Source organism: Enterobacter sp. C3_dUdeg, assembly GCF_057536195.1.
This window is the reverse complement of record NZ_BAAKFX010000003.1, coordinates 329,342-353,755: the sequence shown is the minus strand read 5'-3', so window position 1 is coordinate 353,755 and position 24,414 is coordinate 329,342. Positions and strand designations below refer to the sequence as shown.

Here is a 24,414-nt window from a genome sequence, read left to right as displayed (position 1 = left end):
AGAGGGGACCGCTTGGTGCCGCCTTTCACCCTCGCCCCTTTGGGGAGAGGGCCGGGGTGAGGGGGCTGGCTTTCCTCCCAAATTCAACAACCTGTGATCTCCGTCGGCGCATTCGCTTGACGACAAATTGAGCGCATGTTAACAGAATGTTTTGCCTTTATTTGGCCCGTCAGATAAGGAACATTCATGTTACGGTACAGCCTCTTAACCGCCGGGCTGATGCTCGGCGCCTCTGCGTTTGCCGCCCCGGCAGGCGATCTCCCCCTGATGCCCTGGCCTGCGAAGGTCGAACGCCCTACGACCCAAGGCGCGCTGGTGCTCAGCAACAACGTATCCATTAGCGTCAGCGGGGACGATCTCGGTGACGCCGTCAACCGCCTGCGCCAGCGCATTGCCCTGCAAACCGGCTGGACGCTGCAGCCCCAGGCCGACAAGCCTGAAAAGCCGACCATCCGTATCGCGATTGCCAAAAAGGTAAAACCGCAGCCGCTGCCGGACAGCGATGAAAGCTATAGGCTCACGGTGGATGCTAACGGCGTCGATATCTCCGCCAACACCCGCTTCGGCGCGCTGCGCGCCATTGAAACCCTGCTCCAGCTGATGCAGAACGGGGCGGAAAACACCTCGCTGCCGTGGGTCACCATTGAAGATTCGCCGCGCTTCCCGTGGCGCGGGCTGCTGCTCGACTCGGCGCGTCACTTTATTCCGCTGCCGGATATCAAGCGCCAGATCGACGGCATGGCCGCGGCGAAGCTCAATGTCCTGCACTGGCACCTGACCGACGACCAGGGCTGGCGCTTCAGCTCGAAGCGCTACCCTAAGCTGACGCAGCTTGCCAGCGACGGGCTGTTCTACACGCCTGAACAGATGCGTGAAGTGGTGCGTTACGCCGCCGAACGCGGTATCCGCGTGGTGCCGGAGATCGACATGCCGGGCCACGCCTCGGCGATTGCCGTAGCCTATCCGGAGCTGATGAGCGCCCCGGGGCCGTACGCCATGGAGCGCCACTGGGGCGTGCTGAAGCCGGTATTAGATCCCACAAAAGAGGCAACCTACGCCTTTGCTGACGCGATGGTCAGCGAACTGGCGGCGATTTTCCCCGATCCGTATCTGCATATCGGCGGCGATGAGGTCGACGACAGCCAGTGGAAAGCGAACGCCGCGATCCAGAATTTCATGCGCGACAACAGGCTGGCGGACAGCCACGCGCTGCAGGCGTATTTCAACCGCAGGCTGGAAACAATCCTTGAGAAGCATCACCGGCAGATGGTCGGCTGGGATGAGATCTACCATCCCGACCTGCCGAAAAGCATTCTGATCCAGTCCTGGCAGGGGCAGGACGCGCTGGGGCAGGTGGCGCAGAACGGCTACAAGGGCATTCTCTCCACCGGTTTCTATCTCGACCAACCCCAGTCCACCGCCTATCACTACCGCAACGAAATTGTCCCGCAGGGGCTGAACGGCGTGGATGTGATTGCCGACACCGACAGCGTCCAGAGCTGGGCCTTCTCCATGCCGCGCCTGAAGGGCAAGCCGGTAGAGGGGAGTTTTACGCTGGTGAAAGGGGATTCAGGCTGGCGCGGGTTTATTGATTTTGCCGGGAAATCCCGCCGCGCGGTGCAGGATATTGAATGGCGTGACGACAGCCAGGTGACCTTCACCGTCGACACGTGGATGGGCGAGACGCGCCCGGTGGTTTCCGTCGATAACGACAAGCTCACCGGCTATTTCCTGGTGGGGAATACGCGTTACCCAATCAGCGGCACGCGTCTGGACGCGGTGCCGAAAGGCATTCCGCCGGTCGTGCCGGACGTGGCGAATCAGGCCAACCTGCTCGGCGGGGAAGCCGCTCTGTGGGCGGAAAACGTGGTGGCGCCGGTGCTGGATATCCGCCTGTGGCCGCGCACCTTCGCGGTGGCGGAGCGGCTGTGGTCCGCGCAGGACGTCAACGACGTCGACAACATGTACACCCGCCTGCAGGCGATGGACAGCTGGTCGACGGTGTCGGTCGGGCTGCAGCAGCATACCCAGCAGCAGGTGCAGTTCACGCGCCTCGCCGGTAATGCCGACACGCTGCCGCTGCAGATCCTCGCTCAGGCGGTAGAGCCCGCGCAGTATTACACCCGCCAGCACCTGAAGTTCCAGGCGGGAAATTATCATCAGTTCGAACCGCTCAACCGCTTCGCCGATGCGCTGAACGCCGAAAGCGCCACCGTGCGCCAGATGAACAAATGGGCGGACCGCCTGGTGAGCGATGCGGAAGATGCGGAAAGCGCCGACGCGCTGCGCCACGTCTTTAATCGCTGGCAGAGCAACATCAGCGACGCGCTGGCGCTAAGCGAAAACAGCTATCAGCTGAAGGCCATGAAGCCGGTGATCCAGGAGGTGGATAAGCTGGCCTCCATTGGCCTGAGGCTGACGGATCTGGTGGCGCGCCAGGGCACGCTGGATGATAAAGAGATAGCCTCGATTCAGAGCGAGCTGGATAACGCGGCGAAGGTTCAGGACGAAGTGGTGATTGCGGCGGTCTATCCGCTGGAGACGCTGCTCAGGGCGACGCGGAATCAGTAGCAAGCAACAAAAAAGGCAGCCTGGGCTGCCTTTTTTATCGCCAAAGCGAATTAGCGACGTACCGCAATCGCTTCGATTTCAATTTTCACGTCTTTTGGCAGACGGGCCACTTCCACGCAGGAGCGCGCCGGGAAGGTGGCGTTGTGCTCGGTGAAGAACGCTTCGTAAGTGGCGTTAACGGTCGCGAAATCGTTCAGATCTTTCACGAAAACGGTGGTTTTCACGATATCGCCCACTTTCAGACCGGCAGATTCAACGATAGCCTGCACGTTTTCCAGCGACTGACGCGCCTGTGCCGCGACGTCTTCCGGCACCGCGCCGGTTTTTGGGTTCACCGGGATCTGACCGGAAGTGATGATCATGCTACCCAGATCAACGCCCTGAACGTAAGGGCCGATAGCCGCTGGTGCATTTTCCGTCGCGAGTACTTTGCTCATGTTTTCTCCAGAATTACAGCGTTAAGAATGTTCCCGGCCATTATAACAGCCGGGATTTCATTACCAACCTCAATTAGTTGGCCAGCACCACATAATGAGAAAACTCTTTTTCGCAGTATTTGCATTTGAGCGCGATGTCATCGGCGCGTTTTTTCACTGCAAAGCTGGAAGACACCGGCTCAGCATGACTGATGCAGTTGCTGTTCGGGCAGACCAGCACGCTTTCGATGCGATCCGGCAGGCTCGGACGGGATTTGCCGACCACTTCATACTCGTCGATGCGGTTGACGGTGGCGTCCGGCGCGTACAGCGACAGCTGGTTGACCTGCTCGTCGGTCAGGAAGGTGTTCTCGATTTTAATCAGGTCCTTGCGGCCCATCTCGCCCGACGGCAGGTTCAGGCCGATGGTGATGCGCTGGTCGGTTTCGGTCAGTTTGAACAGCGTCAGCAGCTTAAAGCCCACCTGCGCAGGGATGTGGTCAATCACGGTGCCGCGCTTGATGGCTTCAACCTGGAGTTTGTTATCGTGTGTCATGGTCGTTTCCCCTTACAGTGCCAATTCGCGATTCAGAACCAGTGCCAGTAACGCCTGGCGGGCGAAGATGCCGTTTCCGGCCTGCTGGAAGTACCAGGCGTGCGGCGTCTTATCCACGTCTGTGGTGATCTCATCGATGCGCGGCAGTGGGTGCAGCACCTTCATATTGTCGCGCGCGCCCTCGAGGTCGCTGGCGCGCAGCACGAACTGTGCCTTCACGTTGGCGTATTCGGACGGATCCAGACGCTCTTTCTGCACGCGGGTCATGTAGAGAATATCCACGTGGCTCATCACCTCTTCGATGCTGGCGTGCAGGCTCCACTGAATGCCTTTTTCGTCCAGCATGTCGAGAATGTACTGCGGCATCGCCAGCGCGTCAGGGGCGATGAAGAAGAAGCGGTTGCCGTTAAATTTCGCCAGCGCCTGGGTCAGGGAGTGGACGGTGCGGCCATATTTCAGGTCGCCGACCATGGCGATATTCAGGTTCTCGAGCTTGCCCTGCGTCTCCTGAATGGTGAACAGATCCAGCAGGGTCTGCGTTGGGTGCTGGTTGGCACCGTCACCGGCGTTCAGTACCGGAATGCCGCCGGAAAATTCGGTCGCCAGGCGCGCCGCGCCCTCCTGCGGGTGACGCATCACAATCGCGTCGACGTAGGTGCTGATCACTGAAATGGTGTCCGCCAGGGTCTCGCCTTTTTTACCCAGCGACGTGTTGCTGCTGTCCGAGAAGCCCACCACGCTCGCGCCCAGGCGGTGCATGGAGGTTTCAAAGGAGAGGCGGGTGCGGGTCGAGGCTTCGAAGAAGCAGCTCGCAATCACCTTGTGCTTCAGCAGCTCCGGTTGCGGATTGGCCTTCAGTTTTGCCGCGGTTTCCAGAACCAGTTCCAGCTCTTCGCGGCTGAGGTCGTTTATGGAAATGATGTGTTTTTGATAAAGCGGATTCATGTTTATCTCCTGACGCCGGGCAAAAAAAAGCCCCTCAAATGAGGGGCTCTGGGAATAGGTTTAGCAACGGGAAGAAAAACGGCAGGCCAGCGTCTGATTTCAGACGCGGTAAGACGTTATGTCGTACACGCTTGACCATGCTTCCTCCCGGCAAATTGTCGGGCATTATACGCAGCTCGCTTTTCGGATCAAGCGATTTAATGCACGCTTTACTCAATGCAAACGGTTCTTTATGAATATTAATGCGTTCTGAGTAAATAATTAATTTGCTTATGCACCAGTGCGGTGCGCTTCACGACCCGGGGAGCGACCCAGACGATACTGCTGCCGGCCACCACGCCTAAAATTTCCGGTAGCTGGTGATAATCCAGAATACGCGCCACCGCGCGGCCATATCCGGCGACGGTATGAACAAGGATAAACTCGCTATTGTGCTCGACGCTGACCACCATTTCGGACACGGTACGCGCGGCGTCGGGGGCAGGGCGCAGCTGGGGATTCAGCGAATAAATCTTTAGCCCTTTGGCATTTCGAATTTTTATGACGCCGAGCAATTTAAGCAAACGTGAAACGGTGGACTGGCTGATGGTCTCAAAACCACGCTCCTGCAAATCCCGGCGGATCTCCTCCTGAGAGAGATAGCTTTTTTCTGCGATCAGGCGCTGGCAGACCGTCAGCTGTAGTTGCTCTTTGGGAGAGTACTCTTCGTAATCCATCATAGTTCCCATATCAGTTCCTGAAATAACCGGTGGCACCGCACCGATCCGTAGGCCGGATAAGCGCAGCGCCATCCGGCAAATCACAACAAGGCACCCAGACTTAACGCCACCATAATCACCACCGTTAAAATGCCCAGCAGCGGCGCCACCCATTTCAGATAGCGCACGTAGGGCACGCGGGCGATGGCCAGCCCGCCCATCACGACGGCAGAAGTGGGCGTGACGAGGTTAACGATGCCGGAGGCCGACTGGTAAGCCGTCACCACCAGGTCGCGGTTGACGTTAGCGAAATCGGCAAGCGGCGCCATGATCGGCATCGTCAGAACGGCCAGGCCGGATGAAGAAGGCACAAGAAACGACAGCACGACCTCCAGCCAGTACATCACGTTGATAAACGCTACCGTGGACAACCCGCTGACCAGCCCTTCCGCGCTGTGCAAAATGGTGTGGGTAATCATGCCCTTATCCATGATGACTACGATACCGCGCGCGATGCCGATAATCAGCGCGACGCCCAGCAAATCTCGCGCGCCGTTGATAAACGTCGACGTCAGCTCCTCTTCGCTCATGCGGGCAATCAGGCCGACGATAATCGCGCTGGCGAGAAATACCGCTGAGATCTCCGCCATCCACCAGCCCAGCACCGCCACGCCGTAGATCATCACCGCAAAGGCGAGGGCGAAAATCACCAGGATGATTTTGCGCACCGGGGTGAATTCCAGCGACTGTTCGCCCTTGTCGCCGAGGAAGTGGGCGCGGTTCTCTTCCTGTTTGTCTGCGACGATCGACAGCGACGGATCCAAACGCACCTTACGGGCGTAACGCATCACCCACGCCACGCAGATGACCCAGCCGATGACCAGCAGCGCCACGCGCAGGGCGATGCCGTTAGTGAAGGGGATCCCGGCGGCGTTGGCGGCGATCACCGTGGCAAACGGGTTAATGGTAGAGCCGAGCGTGCCGATCCCCGCCCCGAGCAGCACGGTGGACGCGGCGACAACCGGATCGAACCGGGCGGCCAGCATCACCGGTACCAGCAGGGTGTAGAACGGCAGCGACTCTTCGGCCATGCCGTAAATGGTGCCACCTGCGGCAAACAGCGCCATCAGGATCGGGATCATCCACTCCTCGCGGCCGCGCAGCCGGGTGGTGACGCGCTCGATCCCGGCGTCAATCGCCCCGGTTTTGGTGACGATCCCGAGAAAACCGCCGATGATCAGGATAAACAGCGCGACGTCGATCGCCCCGGCCTGGCCGGAGACCGGATCGTACAGCCCGGCGATGGGCGCCATCAGGACGGAAACCAGCCCCTGCGGATGTGCCGCCACGTGCGCGTACGTTCCGGCAATCGGGACTTCTTTACCGAGGGTTTCGTTCATCGCCATCTGGTACTGACCGGCGGGGACGACCCAGCTCAGCGCCGCCACAACGGCAATCAGGAAAAAGAGAATGGTGTAAGCGGAGGGAAACTTAAACTTGCCCATGATGTTCTCCTTAAACCCGGCGCACCGCGCGGCGCGCCGGGCGGTGATTAGTCGCCGAGTGTCGCCACCATGACCGCTTTAATGGTGTGCATGCGGTTCTCTGCTTCGTCGAAGACGATGGAGTTCGGTGATTCGAAGACCTCTTCCGTCACCTCCAGCCCCTTCAGGCCGTAGGCCATCTCGATCTCGCGGCCCACTTTGGTGTGTTCGTTGTGGAACGCCGGCAGGCAGTGCATAAACTTGACGTTCGGGTTGCCGGTGGCCTTCATCACGTCCGCGTTGATTTGATACGGCTTCATCAGGCTGACGCGCTCGGCCCAGGCTTCCTTCGGCTCGCCCATGGAGACCCACACGTCGGTGTAGAGGAAATCGGTCCCCTGCACGCCTTCTTCCACGTCGTCGGTGAGGGTGATGCGCGCGCCCGTCTCTTTCGCGATGGCGCGGCACTGCTCAACCAGCCCGGCTTCCGGCCAGAAGGATTTCGGTGCGACGAGGCGGATATCCATCCCCATCTTGGCCGCCCCGACCATCAGCGAGTTGCCCATGTTGTTGCGCGCGTCGCCCAGGTAGGCAAAGCTCAGCTCCGGCAGGGTTTTGCCCGGCGCATGCTCCAGCATGGTCATCAGGTCGGCGAGGATCTGCGTTGGGTGGAACTCGTCGGTCAGGCCGTTCCACACCGGCACGCCCGCGTACTCGCCCAGCTCCTCAACGATGGCCTGGCCGTAGCCGCGGTATTCGATGCCGTCATACATGCGGCCCAGCACGCGGGCGGTGTCTTTCATCGACTCTTTATGGCCGATCTGCGAGCCGCTTGGGCCGAGATAGGTGACCTGCGCGCCCTGGTCGAACGCGCCCACTTCAAAGGCGCAGCGGGTGCGGGTGGAGGTTTTTTCAAAGATCAGGGCGATGTTTTTCCCGATCAGGGTTTGCTTTTCACGTCCGGCTTTTTTGGCCGCCTTCAGCTCGATGGCGAGGTCGATCAGGTACTGGATCTCCGCCGGGGTGTAGTCCAGCAGTTTCAGGAAGTTGCGGTTTTTCAGGTTGATGGTCATGTGGGAAATCCTTTTAAAAATTTAGCTGTCTGGTGCCCTCACCCCAGCCCTCTCCCACGGGGAGAGGGTGTAATCGTCTCCTCTCCCTTAGGGAGAGGGTTAGGGTGAGGGGAAAACGACTCAGTTACGAATCAACGTGCCTTTCTCGCCCGCCAGGATCTCCGCGCCGTCGGCCAGCGCGCCGATCCCGGCAATGCCGTTGCAGGCTTCTACAAACTCGCGGCAGGCGGCCACTTTCGGCCCCATCGATCCGGCGTCGAACTGCATGCCTCTGAGCAGCTCCGGCGTTACCTGCGCCAGCGGGCGCTGGGTCGGCTTGCCCCAGTCGAGGTACACCGCGTCGGCATCGGTCAGGATCAGCAGGGCGTCGGCCTCGATCTGGCGCGCCAGCAGGGCGGCGGAGAGGTCTTTGTCGATCACCGCCTCAATGCCGCGATAGCCGTTGGCGTTCTCCACTACCGGCACGCCGCCGCCGCCGTTGCAGATCACCAGGTGATCGCGCTGGATCAGCGCCGTGATGGCGTCGCTCTCGACGATGCGTTTCGGCTGCGGTGATGGCACCACGCGGCGGACGTAGCTGCCGTCGGCCTTGAACACCCAGCCTTTTTCCGCCGCCAGGCTTTTCGCCTGGGCTTCGCTGTACACCGGGCCGATGTATTTGGTCGGGTTGCTGAAGGCCGGGTCGGCGGCGTCCACTTCCACCTGCGTGAGCAGGACGCTCACCTCGCGCTGCGGCAGATTGTTTTTCAGCGCCTGCTGGAGCATGTAGCCGATCATTCCCTGGCTTTCGGCGCCGAGAACGTCCAGCGGGTAGGGTGTGACTTTGTCGTAGGCGCTGTTCTGCAGCGCCAGCAGCCCGACCTGCGGCCCGTTGCCGTGCACCAGCACCACGCGCCACTGTTCTGTTAATCCGGCGATGGTGCGGGCGGCCTGCTCGATGTTCTGACGCTGGATTTCGGCTTCCAGCGGCTCGCCGCGCTTGAGCAGCGCGTTGCCGCCAAGGGCCACAACCAGAGTGGGTTTTCGTTCCATGATGGCTCCTTTAAATTCCGTCGCGTTCCAGCGGGCAGCTCATGCAGCGCGCGCCGCCGCGACCGCGTCCGAGCTCGTCGCCCGGGATGGGCAGCACGGTGATACCCGCTTTGTCGTACTTCTCGTTGGTCCAGACGTTGCGCTCGTAGCCAATCACCACGCCCGGGCGAATGGTCAGCACGTTGTTGGCGTCGTTCCACTGCTCGCGTTCGGCTTCAAAGGCGTCGCCGCCGGTAGTGATCAGGCGCACCTGGTTAATGCCGAGCGCTTTCTCGATGGCGTGCAGCAGGTCGGTTTCCTGGGTGCGCAACAGGCCGCCGCGTCCGTCTGGGGTGAGCGTCCAGCACTGGGCGTCCTTGCGCACCACTTCCGGGTAGACGGAGAAGGTGTCCACGTCGATGTGGGTCATCACGGTGTCGAGGTGCATGCAGGAGCGGTGTTTTGGCAGCTCAACGGCGATCACGCGCTCGGCCTGACGGTGTTTGAACAGGCTGTTGGCGAGGAACTCCACGCCCTGCGGCGTCGTGCGCTCGGACATGCCGATTAATACCGCCCCGCGGCCAATCACCAGTACGTCGCCGCCTTCTAGCGTGGCGTGGTCGTAATTAATATTCTCGTCGCCGAAATACTTAATAAAATCGCCGTCGGCAAACGCCGGGTGCCAGCGATATATTGCCCGCAGGTTATTGGTTTCACGCTGACGGGCCGGTTTCGCCATTGGGTTAATAGAGACGCCGTTATAAATCCAGCACGAGGTATCGCGGGTAAATAAATGGTTCGGCAGCGGCTTCATAATAAAATCATTCGCCGTGTGGGTATCCACCACCATATTTTTAATGGCCGCCGGAATTTCGCCGTAGGTTAATCCGCCGCTTAATCTGCGCGCCAGTTCGCGGTGCGGCATATCCGCCAGCCAGCCGCGGACGTCGCCGGCAAAGGTCGGGCCGAGGCGGTAGTCGGAGATTTGGGTATCCAGAAGCCAGGCTTTCGCTTCTGCAATATCAAGGGTTTGTGTCAGAAGGTCGGTCAACAGCAGGACTTCCACACCCTGCTCGCGCAGCGTGTTTGCGAAGATGTCATGCTCCTCACCCGCCCGCTCAACCGAGAGCACGTCATCGAAAAGCAGCTCCTGACAGTTTGATGGCGTTAAACGTTTCAGACTTAAATTAGGACGATGCAGCATAACGCTACGCAATTGACCAATTTCAGAACCGACGTAATGCTTTTCCATAATTATTCCTTTAACTTTTTTTCAGAATAAAAAGGGCATGCGCCATGTGATGCATTTAATTTCATGGCGGCTAAGCTCAATTGATTTCGTGATTCATACTAGGCAGTTAAATAATCCGTATTGTGATATTGCTCACGCGAAACTGGATATTAAGGGGTTTGTTTTCATTTGCATGATTCGCGTCAGATAATGATTGATTTCATATTATTGAGGGGTGAATAGCTAAGCAGGATCCGCTGGCATTATTCGAGGTTGTTATTATTTTGTAGATTTTAATATTGTGAAAGATATCGTTATGTGGATGATTTTAAATGATAAATATTATAATCAAGAATGGCTATGCAATTAACGTAATTAACTATTTTTGACTTAAGAGAAATCAATAAATAATTATGGTTTTTTAGAGCAAATTATCAAAATAGTAAAGTGTGAGGCGGCAACGGGTTTTGTTAATTAGAGAGCATGATCAAGAGGTTAGAAGAGTCGTCCGATAAGCGTTGATCGAGGTTATGCATAACCCCTGCATAATTGCCTGGACAGGATTAACAGTGAATTAACACCTTTCCCGATAAACATGCGCTCGCGCAAACCTCTTCGAAAAAGGGCTGGTATGGCAGTCTTAACTCTCGTATAAAAGATAAAAATGAAACGTTGTTTTACGTAGGGGGATTTCACATGATTATCGGCAACATCCACCATCTGCAGCCCTGGCTGCCTGACGCGCTGCGCCAGGCGATTGAGCACGTTAAAGCCCACGTCACCGACGCCACGCCGCTCGGGAAACACGACATCAACGGCAACAGCCTGTTTTATCTGGTCTCTGAAGACATGACCCAGCCGTTCGTCGAGCGCCGCGCCGAGTACCACGCGCGCTATCTGGATATCCAGATCGTGATGAAGGGGCAGGAGGGGATGACCTTCAGCACCCTGCCGCACGGCACGCCGGACACCGACTGGCTGGCGGAGAAAGACATCGCGTTCCTGCCGGAAGGCGAGCAGGAGAAAACCGTGGTGCTGAGCGAAGGGGATTTTGTGGTGTTCTGGCCGGGCGAAGTGCACAAGCCGCTGTGCGCGGTGGGGACGCCTGCGAAGGTGCGCAAGGTTGTTGTGAAGATGCTGATTAGCTAATCGGGTTTACTCCCTCTCCCTGTGGGAGAGGGCCGGGGTGAGGGCATCAGACCGCAGAAGAGTCCATCACTCCCCAAGCGTCGCCACCATCACCGCCTTAATCGTATGCATCCGGTTTTCCGCCTGGTCGAACACGATGCTCGCCGCCGACTCAAACACCTCGTCCGTCACCTCCATCCCGCCGTGCAGGTCGAACTCTTTCGCCATCTGCTTGCCGAGCGTGGTCTGGTCGTCATGGAACGCCGGCAGACAGTGCAGGAACTTCACGTTCGGGTTGCCGGTCAGCGCCATCATCTGCGCGTTCACCTGATACCCGCGCAGCAGTGCAATCCGCTCCGCCCACTTCTCTTTGGCTTCGCCCATCGACACCCACACGTCGGTATAGATAAAGTCCGCGCCCTTCACGCCCGCCGCCACGTCTTCCGTCAGGGTGATTTTCCCGCCGTGCTTCTCCGCCAGCGCGCTGCATTCCGCCACCAGGCTCTCTTCCGGCCAGCAGGCCTTCGGGGCCACCAGGCGCAGATCCAGCCCGGTCAGCGCCGCCGCTTCCAGCATCGAGTTGCCCATGTTGTTGCGCGCGTCGCCCGCGTAGACCAGCGTCATCTCGTTAAACGCCTTGCCCGGCAGGTGCTCCTGCATGGTCAGCAGGTCCGCCAGCAGCTGGGTCGGGTGGAACTCGTTGGTCAGCCCGTTCCACACCGGCACGCCCGCGTACTGCGCCAGCGTTTCGACCACTTCCTGGCCGTGGCCGCGATACTGAATGCCGTCGTACATCCGCCCGAGAACCCGCGCGGTGTCCTTAATTGACTCTTTATGCCCAATCTGGCTGCCGCTCGGCCCTAAATACGTGACGCGCGCGCCCTGGTCAAATGCGGCAACTTCGAAAGAGCAACGTGTACGGGTCGAGTCTTTTTCGAAGATGAGCGCGATGTTTTTACCGGTAAGCTTTTGTACTTCCTTGCCATTTTTTTTATCGGCTTTGAGCTGTGCGGCAAGGGTCAGCAGAGAAGTGAACTGTGCAGGGGTAAAGTCGAGCAATTTCAGAAAGTGTTTCTTGTATAAATCGGACATTTTATCCTCGCATGGCGAACGCCACTTATTGAATTAAAATTCACTTTATATGTGTAATTATTCATTTGCAACCCCGTTTCACAAATCTTTCTTACAAAGGTGGAGGCAAACCCGTCCGTGTGTGAAAATAGAAGTATCTGCCGCACTTTAAAGAGGATTGAGCCATGGCAAACCCGGAACACCTGGAAGAGCAACGCGAAGAGACGCGTCTGATTATTGAAGAACTGCTGGAAGACGGTAGCGATCCGGACGCGCTGTACACCATCGAGCACCATTTCTCTGCGGATGATTTCGACGCGCTGGAAAAACTGGCCGTGGAAGCCTTCAAGCTGGGTTACGAAGTGACCGAGCCGGAAGAGCTGGAAGTGGAAGAGGGTGATACCGTCATCTGCTGCGACATCCTGAGCGAAGGCGCGCTGAAGGCGGAGCTGATCGACGCGCAGGTAGAACAGCTGATGAACCTGGCCGAGAAGTTTGAAGTGGAATACGACGGCTGGGGAACCTACTTCGAAGATCCGAACGGTGAAGACGGCGAAGAAGGCGACGACGAAGATTACGTCGACGAAGACGACGACGGCGTACGTCACTAAGCGTTTCAGGCGGTGGCGCGCGCCACCGCTTTTTCAAGGCAGAACCATGGATTACCCGCAGATACTCGCCCCCGTACTCAACTTCCTCCAGTGCCCGACCCCGCAAGCATGGATTGATAAAGCCCGCGACCCGGCGAACCTGCCGCTGCTGCTCACCGACCACATGGTGTGCGAGCTCAAGGCCGCCCAGACCGCGCTGCTGCTGGTGCGCAAATACGTCGCCGACGAAAGCGGTGCCGACGCGCTGCTCGACTGGCTCAAACCCTACGAACAGTTCACCTTCCGCGACGGCCCGGAGCCGGACTTCATCGCCCTGCATAAGCAGATTGGCAAAAGCGTGATGCCCAAAACCGACGACCCGTGGGGCCAGGCGCTCATCGACAGCATGGTGCTGCTGATTAAAGAGGAGCTGCACCACTTCTGGCAGGTGCGCGAGGCGATGCTGGCCCGCGACATTCCGTACGTCAAAATCACCGCCAGCCGCTACGCCAGAGGGATGCTGAAGGAAGTGCGCACCCACGAACCGCTGACGCTGATCGACAAGCTCATCTGCGGCGCCTACATCGAAGCCCGCTCCTGCGAACGCTTCGCCGCGCTGGCCCCGTTCCTCGACGACGACCTGCAGAAGTTCTATCTCTCGTTGCTGCGCTCCGAAGCGCGCCACTATCAAGACTACCTGACGCTTGCCCGGCAGGTGAGCGACGACGATATCTCACCGCGCATACAGCTTTTTGGCGAAATTGAAGCCACACTTATCTCGACACCGGACAACGAGTTTCGCTTCCACAGCGGCGTGCCGGTGTAAACCGGCACAACTCAAGGATAAGGATGCGAGATGAATAAAACGTGGACCCGTACCGTGATGGTTGTTGTGGTGGCCGCCGCCGTGGCGTTCTGGGTGTTCTTCGACAGGCAGCGCGCTCCGGAACGGCAGATGGATTCCGCCCTTAACGCGATGCCCGCCTGGCAGGTGATTAAGGAGCAGGAGCCCGCGCTGCATCAGCGCATCCTCGACCAGATGGCCGCCCTGCAAAAAGCGGGCGAGCCGGAGCAGCAGATTATCGACACCATCCAGCCGCAGATCCTGCATCTGCAGATGTCGCGCCTGCAAAACGCCCCGGACGCCAACGTGGTGAACTATATGACCATCAACATGGAGCAGACCGCCGCCATCCAGAAGGTGAGCGACGACGCCTGCTTCCGCTTCCTCTACCCGACGGTGAAGGGCGGCGTGAACCCGATGCGCATGCTGGATAAAGACCTGATGGCGCGGCGCATGCAGGCCGACGCCGACATGATGCGCGCGGCCTACGGCAAAAACCGCCACACCGTGACGCAGGCAGAACGCGAGGCGGCTGTCGAGGACGTGCGGCCGATTATGAAGCAACTTGCCGATAAGTACGGCGAGGACATCCAGCTGCTGCAGATGCCGGAGAAGGCGGCGGGTAAAGAGAAGCTCTCCTGCGATATGGTGCAGGAGATGTGGGCTAAGGTGCTGTCGCTGCCGGAGCAGAAGGCGGCGGGGGTGATTCGTCTGGCGGTGTCCGAGCTGGAGTGACGAAGGACGCTGGTTTTTTGGGCACTTAGCGCGGGTTTAGCGCGTCGTCGCTTGCATGGCGGCGCGCGACAGGTATAATCCACAACGTTTCCGCATCCCCTTCAGTGCCGAAGTGGCGAAATCGGTAGACGCAGTTGATTCAAAATCAACCGTAGAAATACGTGCCGGTTCGAGTCCGGCCTTCGGCACCATCGGAACATCAATAGACGTCAACGGACGTCTTTTTTTGTGCCTGAAATCCAGTATCCGCAAGGCTTTCCTCGCTTTTTCACTCAACCTAAGTCAACCTGATTCAATCTATATCAACTTACTGATGTGGGTACATCTGCGGGTATATCCCGGTTCGATAATGTTTGTACCCGCACAGAACCCTTGAAAGGATACTCATCATGGCTCTGAGTGATGTGAAGGTTCGTTCGGCTAAGCCTGAAGCAAAAGCCTATAAACTTACTGACGGCGACGGTATGGTTTTGCTGGTTCATCCTAACGGCTCCAAATACTGGCGGCTACGTTATCGCTTCGGTGGTAAAGAGAAGATGCTGGCGCTTGGGAAATACCCTGAGGTTTCGCTGGCGGATGCCAGGGCGCGCCGGGACGAAGCCCGTAAGCTGTTAGCTAATGGCGTCGATCCCAGTGAAAACAAGAAAGCCGTTAAAGTAGAGCAGGAGCAAGAGGCGATAACGTTTGAAGTGGTTGCCAGAGACTGGCATGCCAGCAATCAGAAATGGTCTTCAGCGCATAGCGCTCGTGTATTGAAAAGTCTCGAAGATAATCTCTTTGCTGCTATCGGTAAGCGGAATATTGCTGAATTGAAGACGCGGGATCTGCTTGTCCCTATCAAAGCGGTGGAGTCATCCGGGCGTCTTGAAGTCGCCGCCCGTTTACAGCAGCGCACTACAGCAATTATGCGTTTTGCTGTGCAGAGCGGCTTAATCGATTACAACCCAGCACAAGAGATTGCCGGTGCAGTTGCTACGGCAAAAAGACAGCACCGTGCTGCTCTGGAACTTAACCGTATTCCGGAATTACTTCATCGCATTGATCACTATTCTGGTAGACCGTTAACCCGACTGGCGGTTGAACTCACTTTGTTGGTTTTCATCCGTTCAAGCGAGCTGCGTTTTGCCCGCTGGTCAGAAGTCGATTTTGAAACGGCCATGTGGACGATTCCAGGTGAGCGCGAACTGCTGGAAGGAGTTAAACATTCTCAGCGTGGTTCAAAGATGCGGACTCCTCATCTTGTTCCTTTGTCGCGGCAAGCCTTAACTATTCTGGAAAAGATTAAAAGCAGGAATGGAAATCGAGAGCTGATTTTCGTAGGCGATCACGATCCCCGTAAACCCATGAGTGAGAACACGGTGAACAAGGCTTTGCGAGTTATGGGCTATGACACCAAAACGGAAGTCTGTGGGCATGGTTTCAGAACGATGGCGTGTAGTTCGTTGATTGAGTCGGGGCTGTGGTCGAGAGATGCGGTAGAGCGGCAGATGAGTCACCAGGAGCGTAACTCAGTACGTGCAGCTTATATCCATAAGGCCGAGCACTTGGATGAACGCAGACTGATGTTGCAGTGGTGGGCGGATTATCTGGATGCTAATCGGGTGAAGGGGATAAGTCCGTTTGATTTTTCGAAAAAATAATTGAAATGTGCTGAGATACTTTGATGAAAAATCGCAGTGCATTTTCGTATAAGTGTATGATTATTAATCACTATAACATATTTTCTTTCATTTGAAGATGGTCTGCTTATGTAAATGTGATGAAGATTACAGATGTTTACTATCTACTTCTTTAGTCTTAGAGCTATGAATAAAAGCGAATATATCCAAACTTGGGTTTTTTAGGAATAAAGAATTAAATGGAAATAATGAGTTTTGAGGAAGTAATTACTTATTTACATAAGAAATCTCGGCCATACTCTCTACTTATGGGGAATGGTTTCAGTATGGCCTATGATAACGAAATATTCTCATATAACGCCCTTTATAATTTTTTAACGTCGAGAGATGATCAATTAATCAATAAACTTTTTGATGTGATAAAAACTAAAAATTTTGAATTAGTAATGCAGCAATTAGATACAACATTGGCCTTGTTAAAGGCTTTTGGCTCGGATGATAAGTTGCAGAGTGATATTATTTTAGCAAGCAAAAAGTTGAAAGACGGTTTGCTAAGTTCGATACATCAACTTCATCCTGAGCATGTATATAAAATTCCAGAGAAAAAGATAATTGCTTGTGCTGAATTCTTAAATTTGTTTATTAAAAGCGGCGGGCATGTTTTTTCTACGAATTATGACATGTTATTATATTGGACCCTTATGCGCAAGCATGTTGAAAATGCTATCGATGGCTTTGGTCGAGAGATAGAAAATCTTGATGAAGTGCTCCGTGGAGAGACGGCTGAATATTCGGATCTTGTGTGGGGGCCAAATATAGAGAACCAAAATATTCATTATTTACATGGTGCTTTACATATTTTTGACTCAGGGGTTGATATTGAAAAGGAACAATATGATCAAAGTAATTTTTTATTAGAAAAGATTAAAAAAAGACTCGATAGAGGAAGTTATCCAATATTTGTAACAGCTGGAAACGGAGATGAAAAACTTAGCCACATTAGGCATAATAGATATCTATCTCATTGTTTTGATAAATTATCATCAGTCGATGGCTCTTTGATTACTTTTGGTTTTAATTTTGGTGAGTATGATGAGCATATCATTGAAGCGATCAACAAAGCGACGCATGCTCAAAATAAAACCCCTCCAAAACTATGGAGTGTTTATATTGGGGTTTATTCTGATAATGATGCGGAACATATTCGTTCAATACAATCAAAATTCCACGCCAAAGTAAAAATTTTTGATGCAAAAACAGTTAATGTTTGGGGTGTTTAATTTAAATGCTGTAACGATTTTCTTATGGCATGAATTAAGTTGAGGTTTATTAACCTCAACTCTTCTTCAATTCTAATGTTTTCGCTGATCTTAGCAACCAATACAGCATTATCTCTGGGGAAGCTCCAATTTACTCACCGATCATTCGTTGCATGCTTTGTGTCCAGGATGCTTTGAATGCTGAGTCTCCTGCAAACAGCTTATAAAGCTCCAGCTCATCCTTACGTCGTTGCAACATAATCTCTTTGAGCATCTTTTCAAAAGCCAAGTTTCTGTTATGTGGATCAGGATTATTTCTATACTTAGTCTCAAAATCAGGGTGATTACGAATGCTCTCAGCAATGTTTATAAACTTCACTTTCTGCTCTTCAGGCGTAGCACTCCACCCCTGGAACCACCTCTCATTGAAGGTGCGGATTATTTCGTCTAATGGATCTTTTTCCTTTTCACTGCTATGTGCTCCACGTGGGTTTGGGTTTTGTGGATCAAGCTCCGCTTCCTCATCGCTCAACTTGATTGTGTGATTGAGCTTCACACGCTGCAGCCCATAGGAACTCAAATCAACAGAATCTAAAAGCTCATCAATGGCATCTGCATCAGGGTCTTCAACTTTCAGCTTAGGTATGAGGAATTTCAAGAACCAGAACAGTTTCTCCCAAGTCACCATCTCATAAGGCATGATAGAGGCCATTTGCCCATAGATTTTCACGAATTGTTTGGCTTTAATTTTGAAATCAACTTTAGCTTCAGGTTCGAGTTCTAACTCATAGTCAAAACGAGCTGCTGCAACATCGATTATCGGGCTAAGAGTCTGGGCATCCTCATTATTAAAGTAACGAATTACAAACTCTTCAACTTCATGCCACTCATAAACTCCCACATCATCCATTTCATCTTTTAACTCATGCAGCACGTTGATATCAGTGGCTTGCGACAAAGATGTGGCTGTATAAAACGGATCAAATGCTAACTGAATGTCTTCAACAGAATTGAAGAAATCCAGTACAAACAAATCTTCTGTTTTCTTTCCCAACTTGGGTGCACTACGATTGAGTCGCGACAATGCTTGCACACACAAGACGCTCGCTAGCTTTTTATCCACATACATAGCACAAAGCTTTGGCTGGTCAAATCCGGTAAGGTATTTGTTGGCGACAACTAAAAGTCGATATTCATCAGTGTCAAACATGTCTTTAGTATCGGTTTCGGCAAAGCCATTGATATCGGCTTCAGTGTACTCAATGCCATCAACCTCTTTCGTACCAGAGAATGCAATCAGGATTTTAAATGGGTTGCTTTGTTCTTCAAGTATACGTTTGATGGCTTTGTAGTAACGAATGGCAGTCTCAATGTTTTGAGTTACTACCATCCCTTTTCCTTTGCCTTTGAGCTTTTTCGCATTTACCACGTGAGGCACAAAATGCTCCAGCATGATCTCTGCCTTCGTATCAATAGTCTGCTGACTACGTTCAACATAGGCTCTAAGTTTTTTCTGGGCTTTTTTAGTATCGAACTCTGGGTTGTCAGCTATCGATTTTTCAATCTCATAATAGCTTTTGTAAGTCGTATAATTGGCAAGCACGTCCAGAATAAAACCTTCTTCTATCGCTTGTTTCATCGAGTAAAGATGGAAGGGTTTAAACGCACCATCTTCTTGGCGTTCTCCAAATTTTTCTAACGTGCTGTTTTTCGGCGTTGCTGTAAACGCCAGATACGATGCATTACCTCGCATTTTACGCGATTTCATTGCCTGAAGAATTTTATCCTGAGCATCTTCGGCCTCTTCAACTTCAGCCTTTCCCATTGCTCGGTTCATATTGTCATGTGCTGAACCAGACTGAGAGCTGTGAGCCTCATCGATGATCACGGCAAAACGTTTATCACTCAGATCGGCAATACCATCAATGATAAACGGGAATTTTTGAATCGTCGTAATAATGATTTTCTTGCCGTTTTCAAGTGCTTGCTTAAGCTCAGATGATTTGTGCGCAGGGGCAATAATATTTTTTACCTCTGAGAACTCTTTAATATTATCCCGCAATTGCTTATCCAACAGGCGTCTGTCCGTCACAACAATCACAGAGTCGAATAAAGGCTGCTCCAGGCTCTTTCCATCTGCCACGGCTTCGGTAGAAGGGTAGGTCTCAATAAGCTGGTAAGCAGCCCAGGTAATTGAATTCGACTTACCAGAACCAGCTGAATGTTGAATTAAATATGTCTGACCAACGCCATGAGTGGCCGCATGATCTACCAATTTTCTTACAACATCTAACTGGTGGTATCGAGGGAAAAACAAGGTTCGCTTCTGTAATGGCTCTTTGCTTGTGCCATCAAGACGGACAAAATGTTGAATGATGTTGGCTAGGCTTTCTTTGGTGAATATCTCTTGCCATAGATATGCCGTTTTGTGGCCAGCTGGGTTAGGGGGATTACCTTGGCCAAGATTGTGCCCTTTATTGAACGGCAAGAAAAATGTATTTTTTCCCACCAACTTCGTGGTCATATAGACCTCGTCCGTATCCACTGCCATATGCACCAGGCAACGACCGAACGTCAGTAATGGCTGAGTAGCATCGCGATCGTCACGATATTGCTTTTGCCCATGGTAGCGAGCTGTTTGTCCCGTCCAAGCATTTTTTAATTCTAGGGTGATCAATGGCATACCGTTGATGAACAACACCATGTCTATTTCTTGTAAAGGATTCGCTATCGAGTAATGTACCTGTCTGGTGCAGCTAAAAACGTTACCAGCAAAGTTTTGTTTTACCTTCTCGCTACTGCTCGCCAGTGGTGCCGGATAGAGCAAAATAAAATGAGCATCATCTACATTCAATCCTCTCTTAAGTAAGTGCAAAATACCGTGCTTTTTGATGAGCCGATCAAATCTTTCCAATAATTTGCGCTGCCAATCTGCTGGATTATTTTTTTGCAATTTAGTCAGTTCAGCTTGCTGTGTCTTTTCAAGAAATTGCCAGAAAAAACGCTCATCAATAGCATATTGCATATTAAAGTCACTAGAAGCACCAATGACATACCCTGCACCGGAGAACTGGGGGGGGAAGCCCTCTTTTAGCTCTTCAGTACTGATACCTATCAAACATTTTTCAATGGTTGACTCTAATGCTTGTTCATTGGTTTGACTAACCATAGTTGTAATATCTCTCCTTTTAAACAATTTTATCAAGCGACAGAGAACCCAAACGTTCACAGGTACCATCAACACCATAAAATTTATTTTGCAAATCAACAACTCTTACCTTGTGTACCCGGTTATGTACCAACCAATCTTGAAGATGTGTACCTGGTTCGCTGAGCATTTCGGTTTTAACCACATGATATTTTTGTTGGTTTGATGATTGACTATGAAAATTATTGCTGTTTCCTATTGCTAGACCATCTCATCTGTGATTTTTATTTTACCTATAACAGAGTCGTGGATTAGAGTAGATTTATATTCCTTCATCTTTCCTATCTGGGAAAGGAGTATATCAATGGCTTCATCAATTTTTTTCCACTCAAATTTGACATTTCGAACAATAGATAGTTGTTCATCTTTTGGGGGGATTGGAATATAGAAATTATTAAAGTTATCACTTGGAAATCTCCAACGTCCTAAAAGTGATACCCCTTGCCCATATTGGTAGAATATTTTTTGTTGGTATCCGAGTTGAAATATAGCTAGCAAAAATTCATCATCTAGGTCATCATAAGTATTAATAAATACTCGATAATCAGGACTAATTACTCCCTCAAATTTAGAAATATCTACATATCCAGTTAGCAAGTCCATATGGTTCATAGCGAAATCACCAATCTTAACTATCTGATATTTAGAATAGTCCATTGCTAACTGTCCTTCACCGCTTTCAATATCCTTGATTTTTATACCGTTCTGCGTAATTGAGAGCACGTTAGGACCCTCATATCCGATTATACGCTTAACTATTTTTGTCACATACTTAAGACGCTTCAGCTGCCAGTGTCTAGGAACGTTACCAATCCAATCAACACCGGAATCTTTCAGCGACACGTTTGGATCAAGTCCTTGCGTGACTGCCTTTTGAATGATGATTTGTTTACGCTCTTTTAAGAGACTAATTGCCATCTCTTTTTTTGCAATCGCGTCGTCAATTTGTGCTGTTTTTCTGTCGAGAAAATTAGCGATTTGGATTTGTTCCTTTGCAGACGGTATAAGAAAAGGAATTTCTTTCATTCTTTCTTTTGAAAGATCCCACTGTCCAATACGTACCCCATCTGAAGCACTACCGAAAAAAGAAACATACAAGTTGCTCCTAATTGCCCAGTTAAAAAATTCAGGATTTATTGCTTTGATAAAGTTAAAAACAAAGTAAGCAGGGCTCACTATGCCCGTATACTTTGAAACACCGTAAGAACCTTGCCATGCTTTCATTTTATTCATTCCAAACTGGCCTTTTTCTAGCTTTTTATAGCCACTTAGATCGTCTGGTATGAAGTTATGATTAGAGTCCTGATCTTCAACATCCCTTACAATAACTCCTAATTCACGTGTTATTGACAGTAATGGAAGATGAGGGTGGTTTTTTATTGACACGGGTGAAAGACAGGAACCTAATTTGGTAAGTTCCCAATGACTAGGTATTTCGCCAATCCATTCATAACCCGAGTTTATGCACTCTTCATATTTTGGTATTGAAGTAAAAATCATCATCAAACATCCTTCTTCACTTTCGCCACAGTTAGACCCAAAACTTGTGCAATAAGACCTTCTGTTTTTTTCTCCAGATTAATAATATCTTTTGCCACTTCTTCTAGGCTTCGCAGTGGTTTATGTCGATAGAAATATTTGTTAAAACTTATTTCATAGCCAATTTTTACGGAATCTAAGTTAATCCAGGCTTCATCGACATGCGGTTTTACTTCATCAAGAAAATATTGATAAATGCTTTTTTTCAACGGAACAGACTCAGAGTCACGAAGATCGGTATTTGTCTCGTAAGTAATGTATTCACCTTTCTTCCCGCTTGAGTAGTAGCCGAAATCAGGCAAGTCATCCAATTCACATTCATAGCGGTCAAGAAGATCATCTAATTTATCACTGCTCAGCTTAACAATCTTTTTAACTACTTTCTTAGCTGATTTGTCATACCAACTTACGGCATTCAAGATGGCGTTCTTCTCAGATGCAGATAATTTCACATCATTATCTTTGAGTGATTTATCAACAAGTTTTATAAACTGATTAAAGTCATTAAATTCGTCACTACCAATGTCAGACATCAGTTTCTGAGCGGTTTCCATAACACCTTTGAGTGCCAACCAATGCTTGGTATCAAGCAGTTTGGCCCTGGCTTTTGCATTTAAGCTGATTTCGTTCTCTTCACACCAGTCGAAAATTTCTTGCTCAATGGACTTCAGGAAACTCTTTTTCTGATCGCTGCCGAAACCTGTACTTTTATAGACATCATCACCATATTCAGCATACAAATGTGCCATAATATCGCTAAATTGTTTATCAAAGCGCAGTGGTGCAATACCTTCCTGAGTAAAGCGTGCTTTACGCCGGTCTGGGCGTTCAATAATGACTTTATAGTAACCAAAGTCATCATTGCTAAATACCTTGCTGGCAATACCGACAGGGTCATTGTTTGTATCTAATTGTCTTTCAACATCCACGCAGGCAAGGTAAGTATCAGTGATCTCTGCAATATGCTCAGGTGCAAATTCGCAGTTTTTATTGCCTAAGTTTTTACGTAGTTTACGATAGAGTAAACTCGCATCAATCAGTTGTACCTTGCCCTTACGTGAGGAAGGTTTATTATTATTGAGAACCCAAATGTAAGTAGTAATACCTGTATTATAGAACAGGTTATTAGGTAATTGAACGATTGCATCCAGCAAGTCGTTTTCGATAATAAACCGGCGAATATTACTCTCACCACCGCCCGCATCCCCTGTAAACAAGGATGAGCCATTGTGAACAGATGCGATCCGGCTGCCGAGCGGGCTGACGCAGGGATCTTTCATCTTGCTGACCATCTCCATTAAGAACAGTAGCTGGCCATCACTTGAGCGCGGTGTGGCATCGAGTGCCTCAACGCTACCCCAATAGTCTTTCAGGCTTACTTTAAAGCGAGGGTCAATCACATCACTTCCGTCTTTGATGTGCTTTTGCTCCGATGCCCAACTTTTTCCGTAAGGTGGGTTGGACAACATAAAGTCAAACCGCGAGGATGCAAACTCGTCTGTAGATAGTGTAGAGCCTACTTTGATGTTTTCAGGATTATTACCTTTAATCATCATGTCTGATTTACAGATAGCGTAGGTTTCGTCGTTAATTTCTTTGCCGTATAGATAGATATCCCTGCTGTCATTAGGATACTTCTCTTCAATGAAATTCTGAGATTCAGTCAGCATACCGCCGCTTCCACAAGCCGGGTCGTAAACAGTCATAGTAAGTGGAAGTTGGTCCTTGACAGGGTCAAAAACCAAGTGAGTCATCAGCTCGATTACTTCCCTGGGCGTAAAGTGCTCACCAGCTTCTTCGTTGTTTTCTTCATTAAACTTGCGGATTAGCTCTTCGAACACATAGCCCATACCTAAGTTGGTGAGGGCTGGCATCTTGTTGCCATCGGGATCTTCCACGATTTCTGGCGTTAAATTGATGTAAGGAGAGACAAATTTTTCAACCACATCTAGCAGAACTTGCTTCGAAGCCATGTGGCGAATTTGTGATTTTAGGTTAAAGCATTCAATGATTTCTTTAACGTTGTCGCTAAAACCAAGCAAGTACTCTTCAAAGTTCGCCAGGAGTATTTGCTGGTTGTTAGTTGCAGTATTAAACAGTGACTTCAATGTCCATTTTGACGTGTTATAAAACACATATCCACTGACTGACTTTAAGGGTTCATCATCCAGCTCTGTAGCTTGCATCTCTTCTTTTTGGAACTTAACTTCCGCCAACACTGCTTCCTTGGTTGGCTCTAACAAAGTATCCAAACGTCGCAAAACCACCATAGGTAAAATCACATCGCGGTACTTACCTCGAACGTACACATCGCGTAAGCAATCGTCGGCAATGTTCCAAATAAAAGAGATAAGCTTGTTGTGTACACTATGATCCATTTCTTTTCCTAATCACTGCTCATTTTTACATCTGAATGAAGAACTAAACTTGGTCTGC

At 51.4% G+C, this 24,414-nt stretch carries 21 protein-coding genes, 1 tRNA gene and 1 pseudogene; 9 read left to right on the top strand and 14 right to left on the bottom strand.

Annotated elements, in window-relative coordinates; translation table 11 throughout:
* Positions 1-186: 186 nt before the first annotated feature.
* Positions 187-2,571 carry a beta-N-acetylhexosaminidase gene (locus AC27FC_RS11700; protein WP_094935151.1) on the top strand — a complete coding sequence of 795 codons (2,385 nt, stop codon included), beginning with the start codon at positions 187-189 and terminating at the stop codon, positions 2,569-2,571.
* A 50-nt stretch (positions 2,572-2,621) separates the two neighbouring features.
* On the opposite strand, the gene ridA is transcribed toward AC27FC_RS11700, so the two are convergent.
* The 4 genes from ridA to AC27FC_RS11680 form a co-directional block, all read right to left on the bottom strand.
* On the bottom strand, positions 2,622-3,008 hold the full coding sequence (gene ridA / locus AC27FC_RS11695) for a 2-iminobutanoate/2-iminopropanoate deaminase (protein WP_008501391.1): 387 nt from the start codon (positions 3,006-3,008) through the stop codon (positions 2,622-2,624).
* A 73-nt stretch (positions 3,009-3,081) separates the two neighbouring features.
* On the bottom strand, positions 3,082-3,543 hold the full coding sequence (pyrI, locus tag AC27FC_RS11690; protein ID WP_023310197.1) for an aspartate carbamoyltransferase regulatory subunit: 462 nt from the start codon (positions 3,541-3,543) through the stop codon (positions 3,082-3,084).
* Positions 3,544-3,555: 12 nt separating this feature from the next.
* Positions 3,556-4,488 carry an aspartate carbamoyltransferase gene (gene pyrB / locus AC27FC_RS11685; protein ID WP_023310198.1) on the bottom strand — a complete coding sequence of 311 codons (933 nt, stop codon included), beginning with the start codon at positions 4,486-4,488 and terminating at the stop codon, positions 3,556-3,558.
* 34 nt (positions 4,489-4,522) lie between these two features.
* Entirely contained in the window at positions 4,523-4,627 is a 105-nt protein-coding gene (locus AC27FC_RS11680; RefSeq protein ID WP_022646880.1) for a pyrBI operon leader peptide, read from the bottom strand.
* Here AC27FC_RS11680 and AC27FC_RS11675 point away from each other — a divergent pair.
* A pseudogene (locus AC27FC_RS11675) lies at positions 4,607-4,724 on the top strand (hypothetical protein). The gene AC27FC_RS11680 and the pseudogene AC27FC_RS11675 sit on opposite strands and share 21 nt — an antisense overlap.
* A gap of 3 nt (positions 4,725-4,727) precedes the next feature.
* Here the strand turns inward: AC27FC_RS11675 and AC27FC_RS11670 are convergent.
* From AC27FC_RS11670 to arcA, 5 genes are all read right to left on the bottom strand, one after another.
* A complete protein-coding gene (locus AC27FC_RS11670; protein ID WP_029739272.1) occupies positions 4,728-5,207 on the bottom strand; it encodes an arginine repressor in 480 nt (159 codons plus the stop codon).
* An 80-nt stretch (positions 5,208-5,287) separates the two neighbouring features.
* On the bottom strand, positions 5,288-6,691 hold the full coding sequence (locus AC27FC_RS11665; protein WP_047059521.1) for a YfcC family protein: 1,404 nt from the start codon (positions 6,689-6,691) through the stop codon (positions 5,288-5,290).
* A gap of 47 nt (positions 6,692-6,738) precedes the next feature.
* Entirely contained in the window at positions 6,739-7,743 is a 1,005-nt protein-coding gene (gene argF / locus AC27FC_RS11660; protein ID WP_196354831.1) for an ornithine carbamoyltransferase, read from the bottom strand.
* 120 nt (positions 7,744-7,863) lie between these two features.
* Positions 7,864-8,775 carry a carbamate kinase gene (gene arcC / locus AC27FC_RS11655; protein ID WP_048980687.1) on the bottom strand — a complete coding sequence of 304 codons (912 nt, stop codon included), beginning with the start codon at positions 8,773-8,775 and terminating at the stop codon, positions 7,864-7,866.
* A gap of 10 nt (positions 8,776-8,785) precedes the next feature.
* Positions 8,786-10,006: an arginine deiminase gene (arcA, locus tag AC27FC_RS11650; protein ID WP_029739276.1), complete on the bottom strand. Its 1,221-nt coding sequence runs from the start codon at positions 10,004-10,006 to the stop codon at positions 8,786-8,788.
* 675 nt (positions 10,007-10,681) lie between these two features.
* Here arcA and AC27FC_RS11645 point away from each other — a divergent pair.
* Positions 10,682-11,134 (top strand): YhcH/YjgK/YiaL family protein, encoded by a 453-nt coding sequence (locus tag AC27FC_RS11645; protein ID WP_196354832.1) that lies wholly within the window; start codon positions 10,682-10,684, stop codon positions 11,132-11,134.
* A gap of 66 nt (positions 11,135-11,200) precedes the next feature.
* Here AC27FC_RS11645 and argF (AC27FC_RS11640) read toward each other — a convergent pair whose 3' ends face one another.
* Entirely contained in the window at positions 11,201-12,205 is a 1,005-nt protein-coding gene (gene argF, locus AC27FC_RS11640; protein WP_023299201.1) for an ornithine carbamoyltransferase, read from the bottom strand.
* On the bottom strand, positions 12,175-12,270 hold the full coding sequence (gene argL / locus AC27FC_RS11635) for a putative translational regulatory protein ArgL (protein WP_213328991.1): 96 nt from the start codon (positions 12,268-12,270) through the stop codon (positions 12,175-12,177). The genes argF (AC27FC_RS11640) and argL overlap by 31 nt, the downstream gene beginning before the upstream one ends.
* 99 nt (positions 12,271-12,369) lie before the next feature.
* Here argL and rraB point away from each other — a divergent pair, with 99 nt between their 5' ends.
* The 6 genes from rraB (at position 12,370) to AC27FC_RS11605 (ending at position 17,252) form a co-directional block, all read left to right on the top strand.
* Positions 12,370-12,795 carry a ribonuclease E inhibitor RraB gene (gene rraB, locus AC27FC_RS11630; protein ID WP_029739283.1) on the top strand — a complete coding sequence of 142 codons (426 nt, stop codon included), beginning with the start codon at positions 12,370-12,372 and terminating at the stop codon, positions 12,793-12,795.
* Between the two features lie 46 nt (positions 12,796-12,841).
* A complete protein-coding gene (gene miaE, locus AC27FC_RS11625) occupies positions 12,842-13,600 on the top strand; it encodes a tRNA isopentenyl-2-thiomethyl-A-37 hydroxylase MiaE (protein WP_048980677.1) in 759 nt (252 codons plus the stop codon).
* A 30-nt stretch (positions 13,601-13,630) separates the two neighbouring features.
* The gene (locus AC27FC_RS11620) at positions 13,631-14,353 is read left to right on the top strand and encodes a topoisomerase II (RefSeq protein ID WP_196354833.1); all 723 of its coding nucleotides are present in this window, start codon (positions 13,631-13,633) and stop codon (positions 14,351-14,353) included.
* 106 nt (positions 14,354-14,459) lie between these two features.
* A tRNA-Leu gene (locus AC27FC_RS11615) sits at positions 14,460-14,544 on the top strand.
* Positions 14,545-14,742: 198 nt separating this feature from the next.
* Positions 14,743-15,993, top strand: coding sequence for a tyrosine-type recombinase/integrase (locus AC27FC_RS11610; protein ID WP_487160186.1), 1,251 nt, complete (start codon positions 14,743-14,745; stop codon positions 15,991-15,993).
* A gap of 227 nt (positions 15,994-16,220) precedes the next feature.
* Entirely contained in the window at positions 16,221-17,252 is a 1,032-nt protein-coding gene (locus tag AC27FC_RS11605; protein WP_233438058.1) for a DUF4917 family protein, read from the top strand.
* Between the two features lie 130 nt (positions 17,253-17,382).
* Here AC27FC_RS11605 and AC27FC_RS11600 read toward each other — a convergent pair whose 3' ends face one another.
* From AC27FC_RS11600 to AC27FC_RS11590, 3 genes are all read right to left on the bottom strand, one after another.
* Complete coding sequence (locus AC27FC_RS11600) at positions 17,383-20,400, bottom strand: type I restriction endonuclease subunit R (protein ID WP_487160184.1); 3,018 nt, start codon at positions 20,398-20,400, stop codon at positions 17,383-17,385.
* A gap of 240 nt (positions 20,401-20,640) precedes the next feature.
* Positions 20,641-21,942: a restriction endonuclease subunit S gene (locus tag AC27FC_RS11595; RefSeq protein WP_487160182.1), complete on the bottom strand. Its 1,302-nt coding sequence runs from the start codon at positions 21,940-21,942 to the stop codon at positions 20,641-20,643.
* A complete protein-coding gene (locus tag AC27FC_RS11590) occupies positions 21,942-24,356 on the bottom strand; it encodes a type I restriction-modification system subunit M (RefSeq protein ID WP_487160181.1) in 2,415 nt (804 codons plus the stop codon). The genes AC27FC_RS11595 and AC27FC_RS11590 overlap by 1 nt, the downstream gene beginning before the upstream one ends.
* Between the last annotated feature and the right edge of the window lie 58 nt (positions 24,357-24,414).

What these genes read in the sequence shown, in the direction of transcription:
- AC27FC_RS11700 (WP_094935151.1), top strand. Translation starts at nt 187, where the DNA reads ATGTTACGGTACAGCCTCTTAACCGCCGGGCTGATGCTCGGCGCCTCT.
- ridA (WP_008501391.1), bottom strand. Translation starts at nt 3,008, where the DNA reads ATGAGCAAAGTACTCGCGACGGAAAATGCACCAGCGGCTATCGGCCCT.
- pyrI (WP_023310197.1), bottom strand. Translation starts at nt 3,543, where the DNA reads ATGACACACGATAACAAACTCCAGGTTGAAGCCATCAAGCGCGGCACC.
- pyrB (WP_023310198.1), bottom strand. Translation starts at nt 4,488, where the DNA reads ATGAATCCGCTTTATCAAAAACACATCATTTCCATAAACGACCTCAGC.
- AC27FC_RS11680 (WP_022646880.1), bottom strand. Translation starts at nt 4,627, where the DNA reads ATGGTCAAGCGTGTACGACATAACGTCTTACCGCGTCTGAAATCAGAC.
- AC27FC_RS11670 (WP_029739272.1), bottom strand. Translation starts at nt 5,207, where the DNA reads ATGATGGATTACGAAGAGTACTCTCCCAAAGAGCAACTACAGCTGACG.
- AC27FC_RS11665 (WP_047059521.1), bottom strand. Translation starts at nt 6,691, where the DNA reads ATGGGCAAGTTTAAGTTTCCCTCCGCTTACACCATTCTCTTTTTCCTG.
- argF (WP_196354831.1), bottom strand. Translation starts at nt 7,743, where the DNA reads ATGACCATCAACCTGAAAAACCGCAACTTCCTGAAACTGCTGGACTAC.
- arcC (WP_048980687.1), bottom strand. Translation starts at nt 8,775, where the DNA reads ATGGAACGAAAACCCACTCTGGTTGTGGCCCTTGGCGGCAACGCGCTG.
- arcA (WP_029739276.1), bottom strand. Translation starts at nt 10,006, where the DNA reads ATGGAAAAGCATTACGTCGGTTCTGAAATTGGTCAATTGCGTAGCGTT.
- AC27FC_RS11645 (WP_196354832.1), top strand. Translation starts at nt 10,682, where the DNA reads ATGATTATCGGCAACATCCACCATCTGCAGCCCTGGCTGCCTGACGCG.
- argF (WP_023299201.1), bottom strand. Translation starts at nt 12,205, where the DNA reads ATGTCCGATTTATACAAGAAACACTTTCTGAAATTGCTCGACTTTACC.
- argL (WP_213328991.1), bottom strand. Translation starts at nt 12,270, where the DNA reads ATGAATAATTACACATATAAAGTGAATTTTAATTCAATAAGTGGCGTT.
- rraB (WP_029739283.1), top strand. Translation starts at nt 12,370, where the DNA reads ATGGCAAACCCGGAACACCTGGAAGAGCAACGCGAAGAGACGCGTCTG.
- miaE (WP_048980677.1), top strand. Translation starts at nt 12,842, where the DNA reads ATGGATTACCCGCAGATACTCGCCCCCGTACTCAACTTCCTCCAGTGC.
- AC27FC_RS11620 (WP_196354833.1), top strand. Translation starts at nt 13,631, where the DNA reads ATGAATAAAACGTGGACCCGTACCGTGATGGTTGTTGTGGTGGCCGCC.
- AC27FC_RS11610 (WP_487160186.1), top strand. Translation starts at nt 14,743, where the DNA reads ATGGCTCTGAGTGATGTGAAGGTTCGTTCGGCTAAGCCTGAAGCAAAA.
- AC27FC_RS11605 (WP_233438058.1), top strand. Translation starts at nt 16,221, where the DNA reads ATGAGTTTTGAGGAAGTAATTACTTATTTACATAAGAAATCTCGGCCA.
- AC27FC_RS11600 (WP_487160184.1), bottom strand. Translation starts at nt 20,400, where the DNA reads ATGGTTAGTCAAACCAATGAACAAGCATTAGAGTCAACCATTGAAAAA.
- AC27FC_RS11595 (WP_487160182.1), bottom strand. Translation starts at nt 21,942, where the DNA reads ATGATGATTTTTACTTCAATACCAAAATATGAAGAGTGCATAAACTCG.
- AC27FC_RS11590 (WP_487160181.1), bottom strand. Translation starts at nt 24,356, where the DNA reads ATGGATCATAGTGTACACAACAAGCTTATCTCTTTTATTTGGAACATT.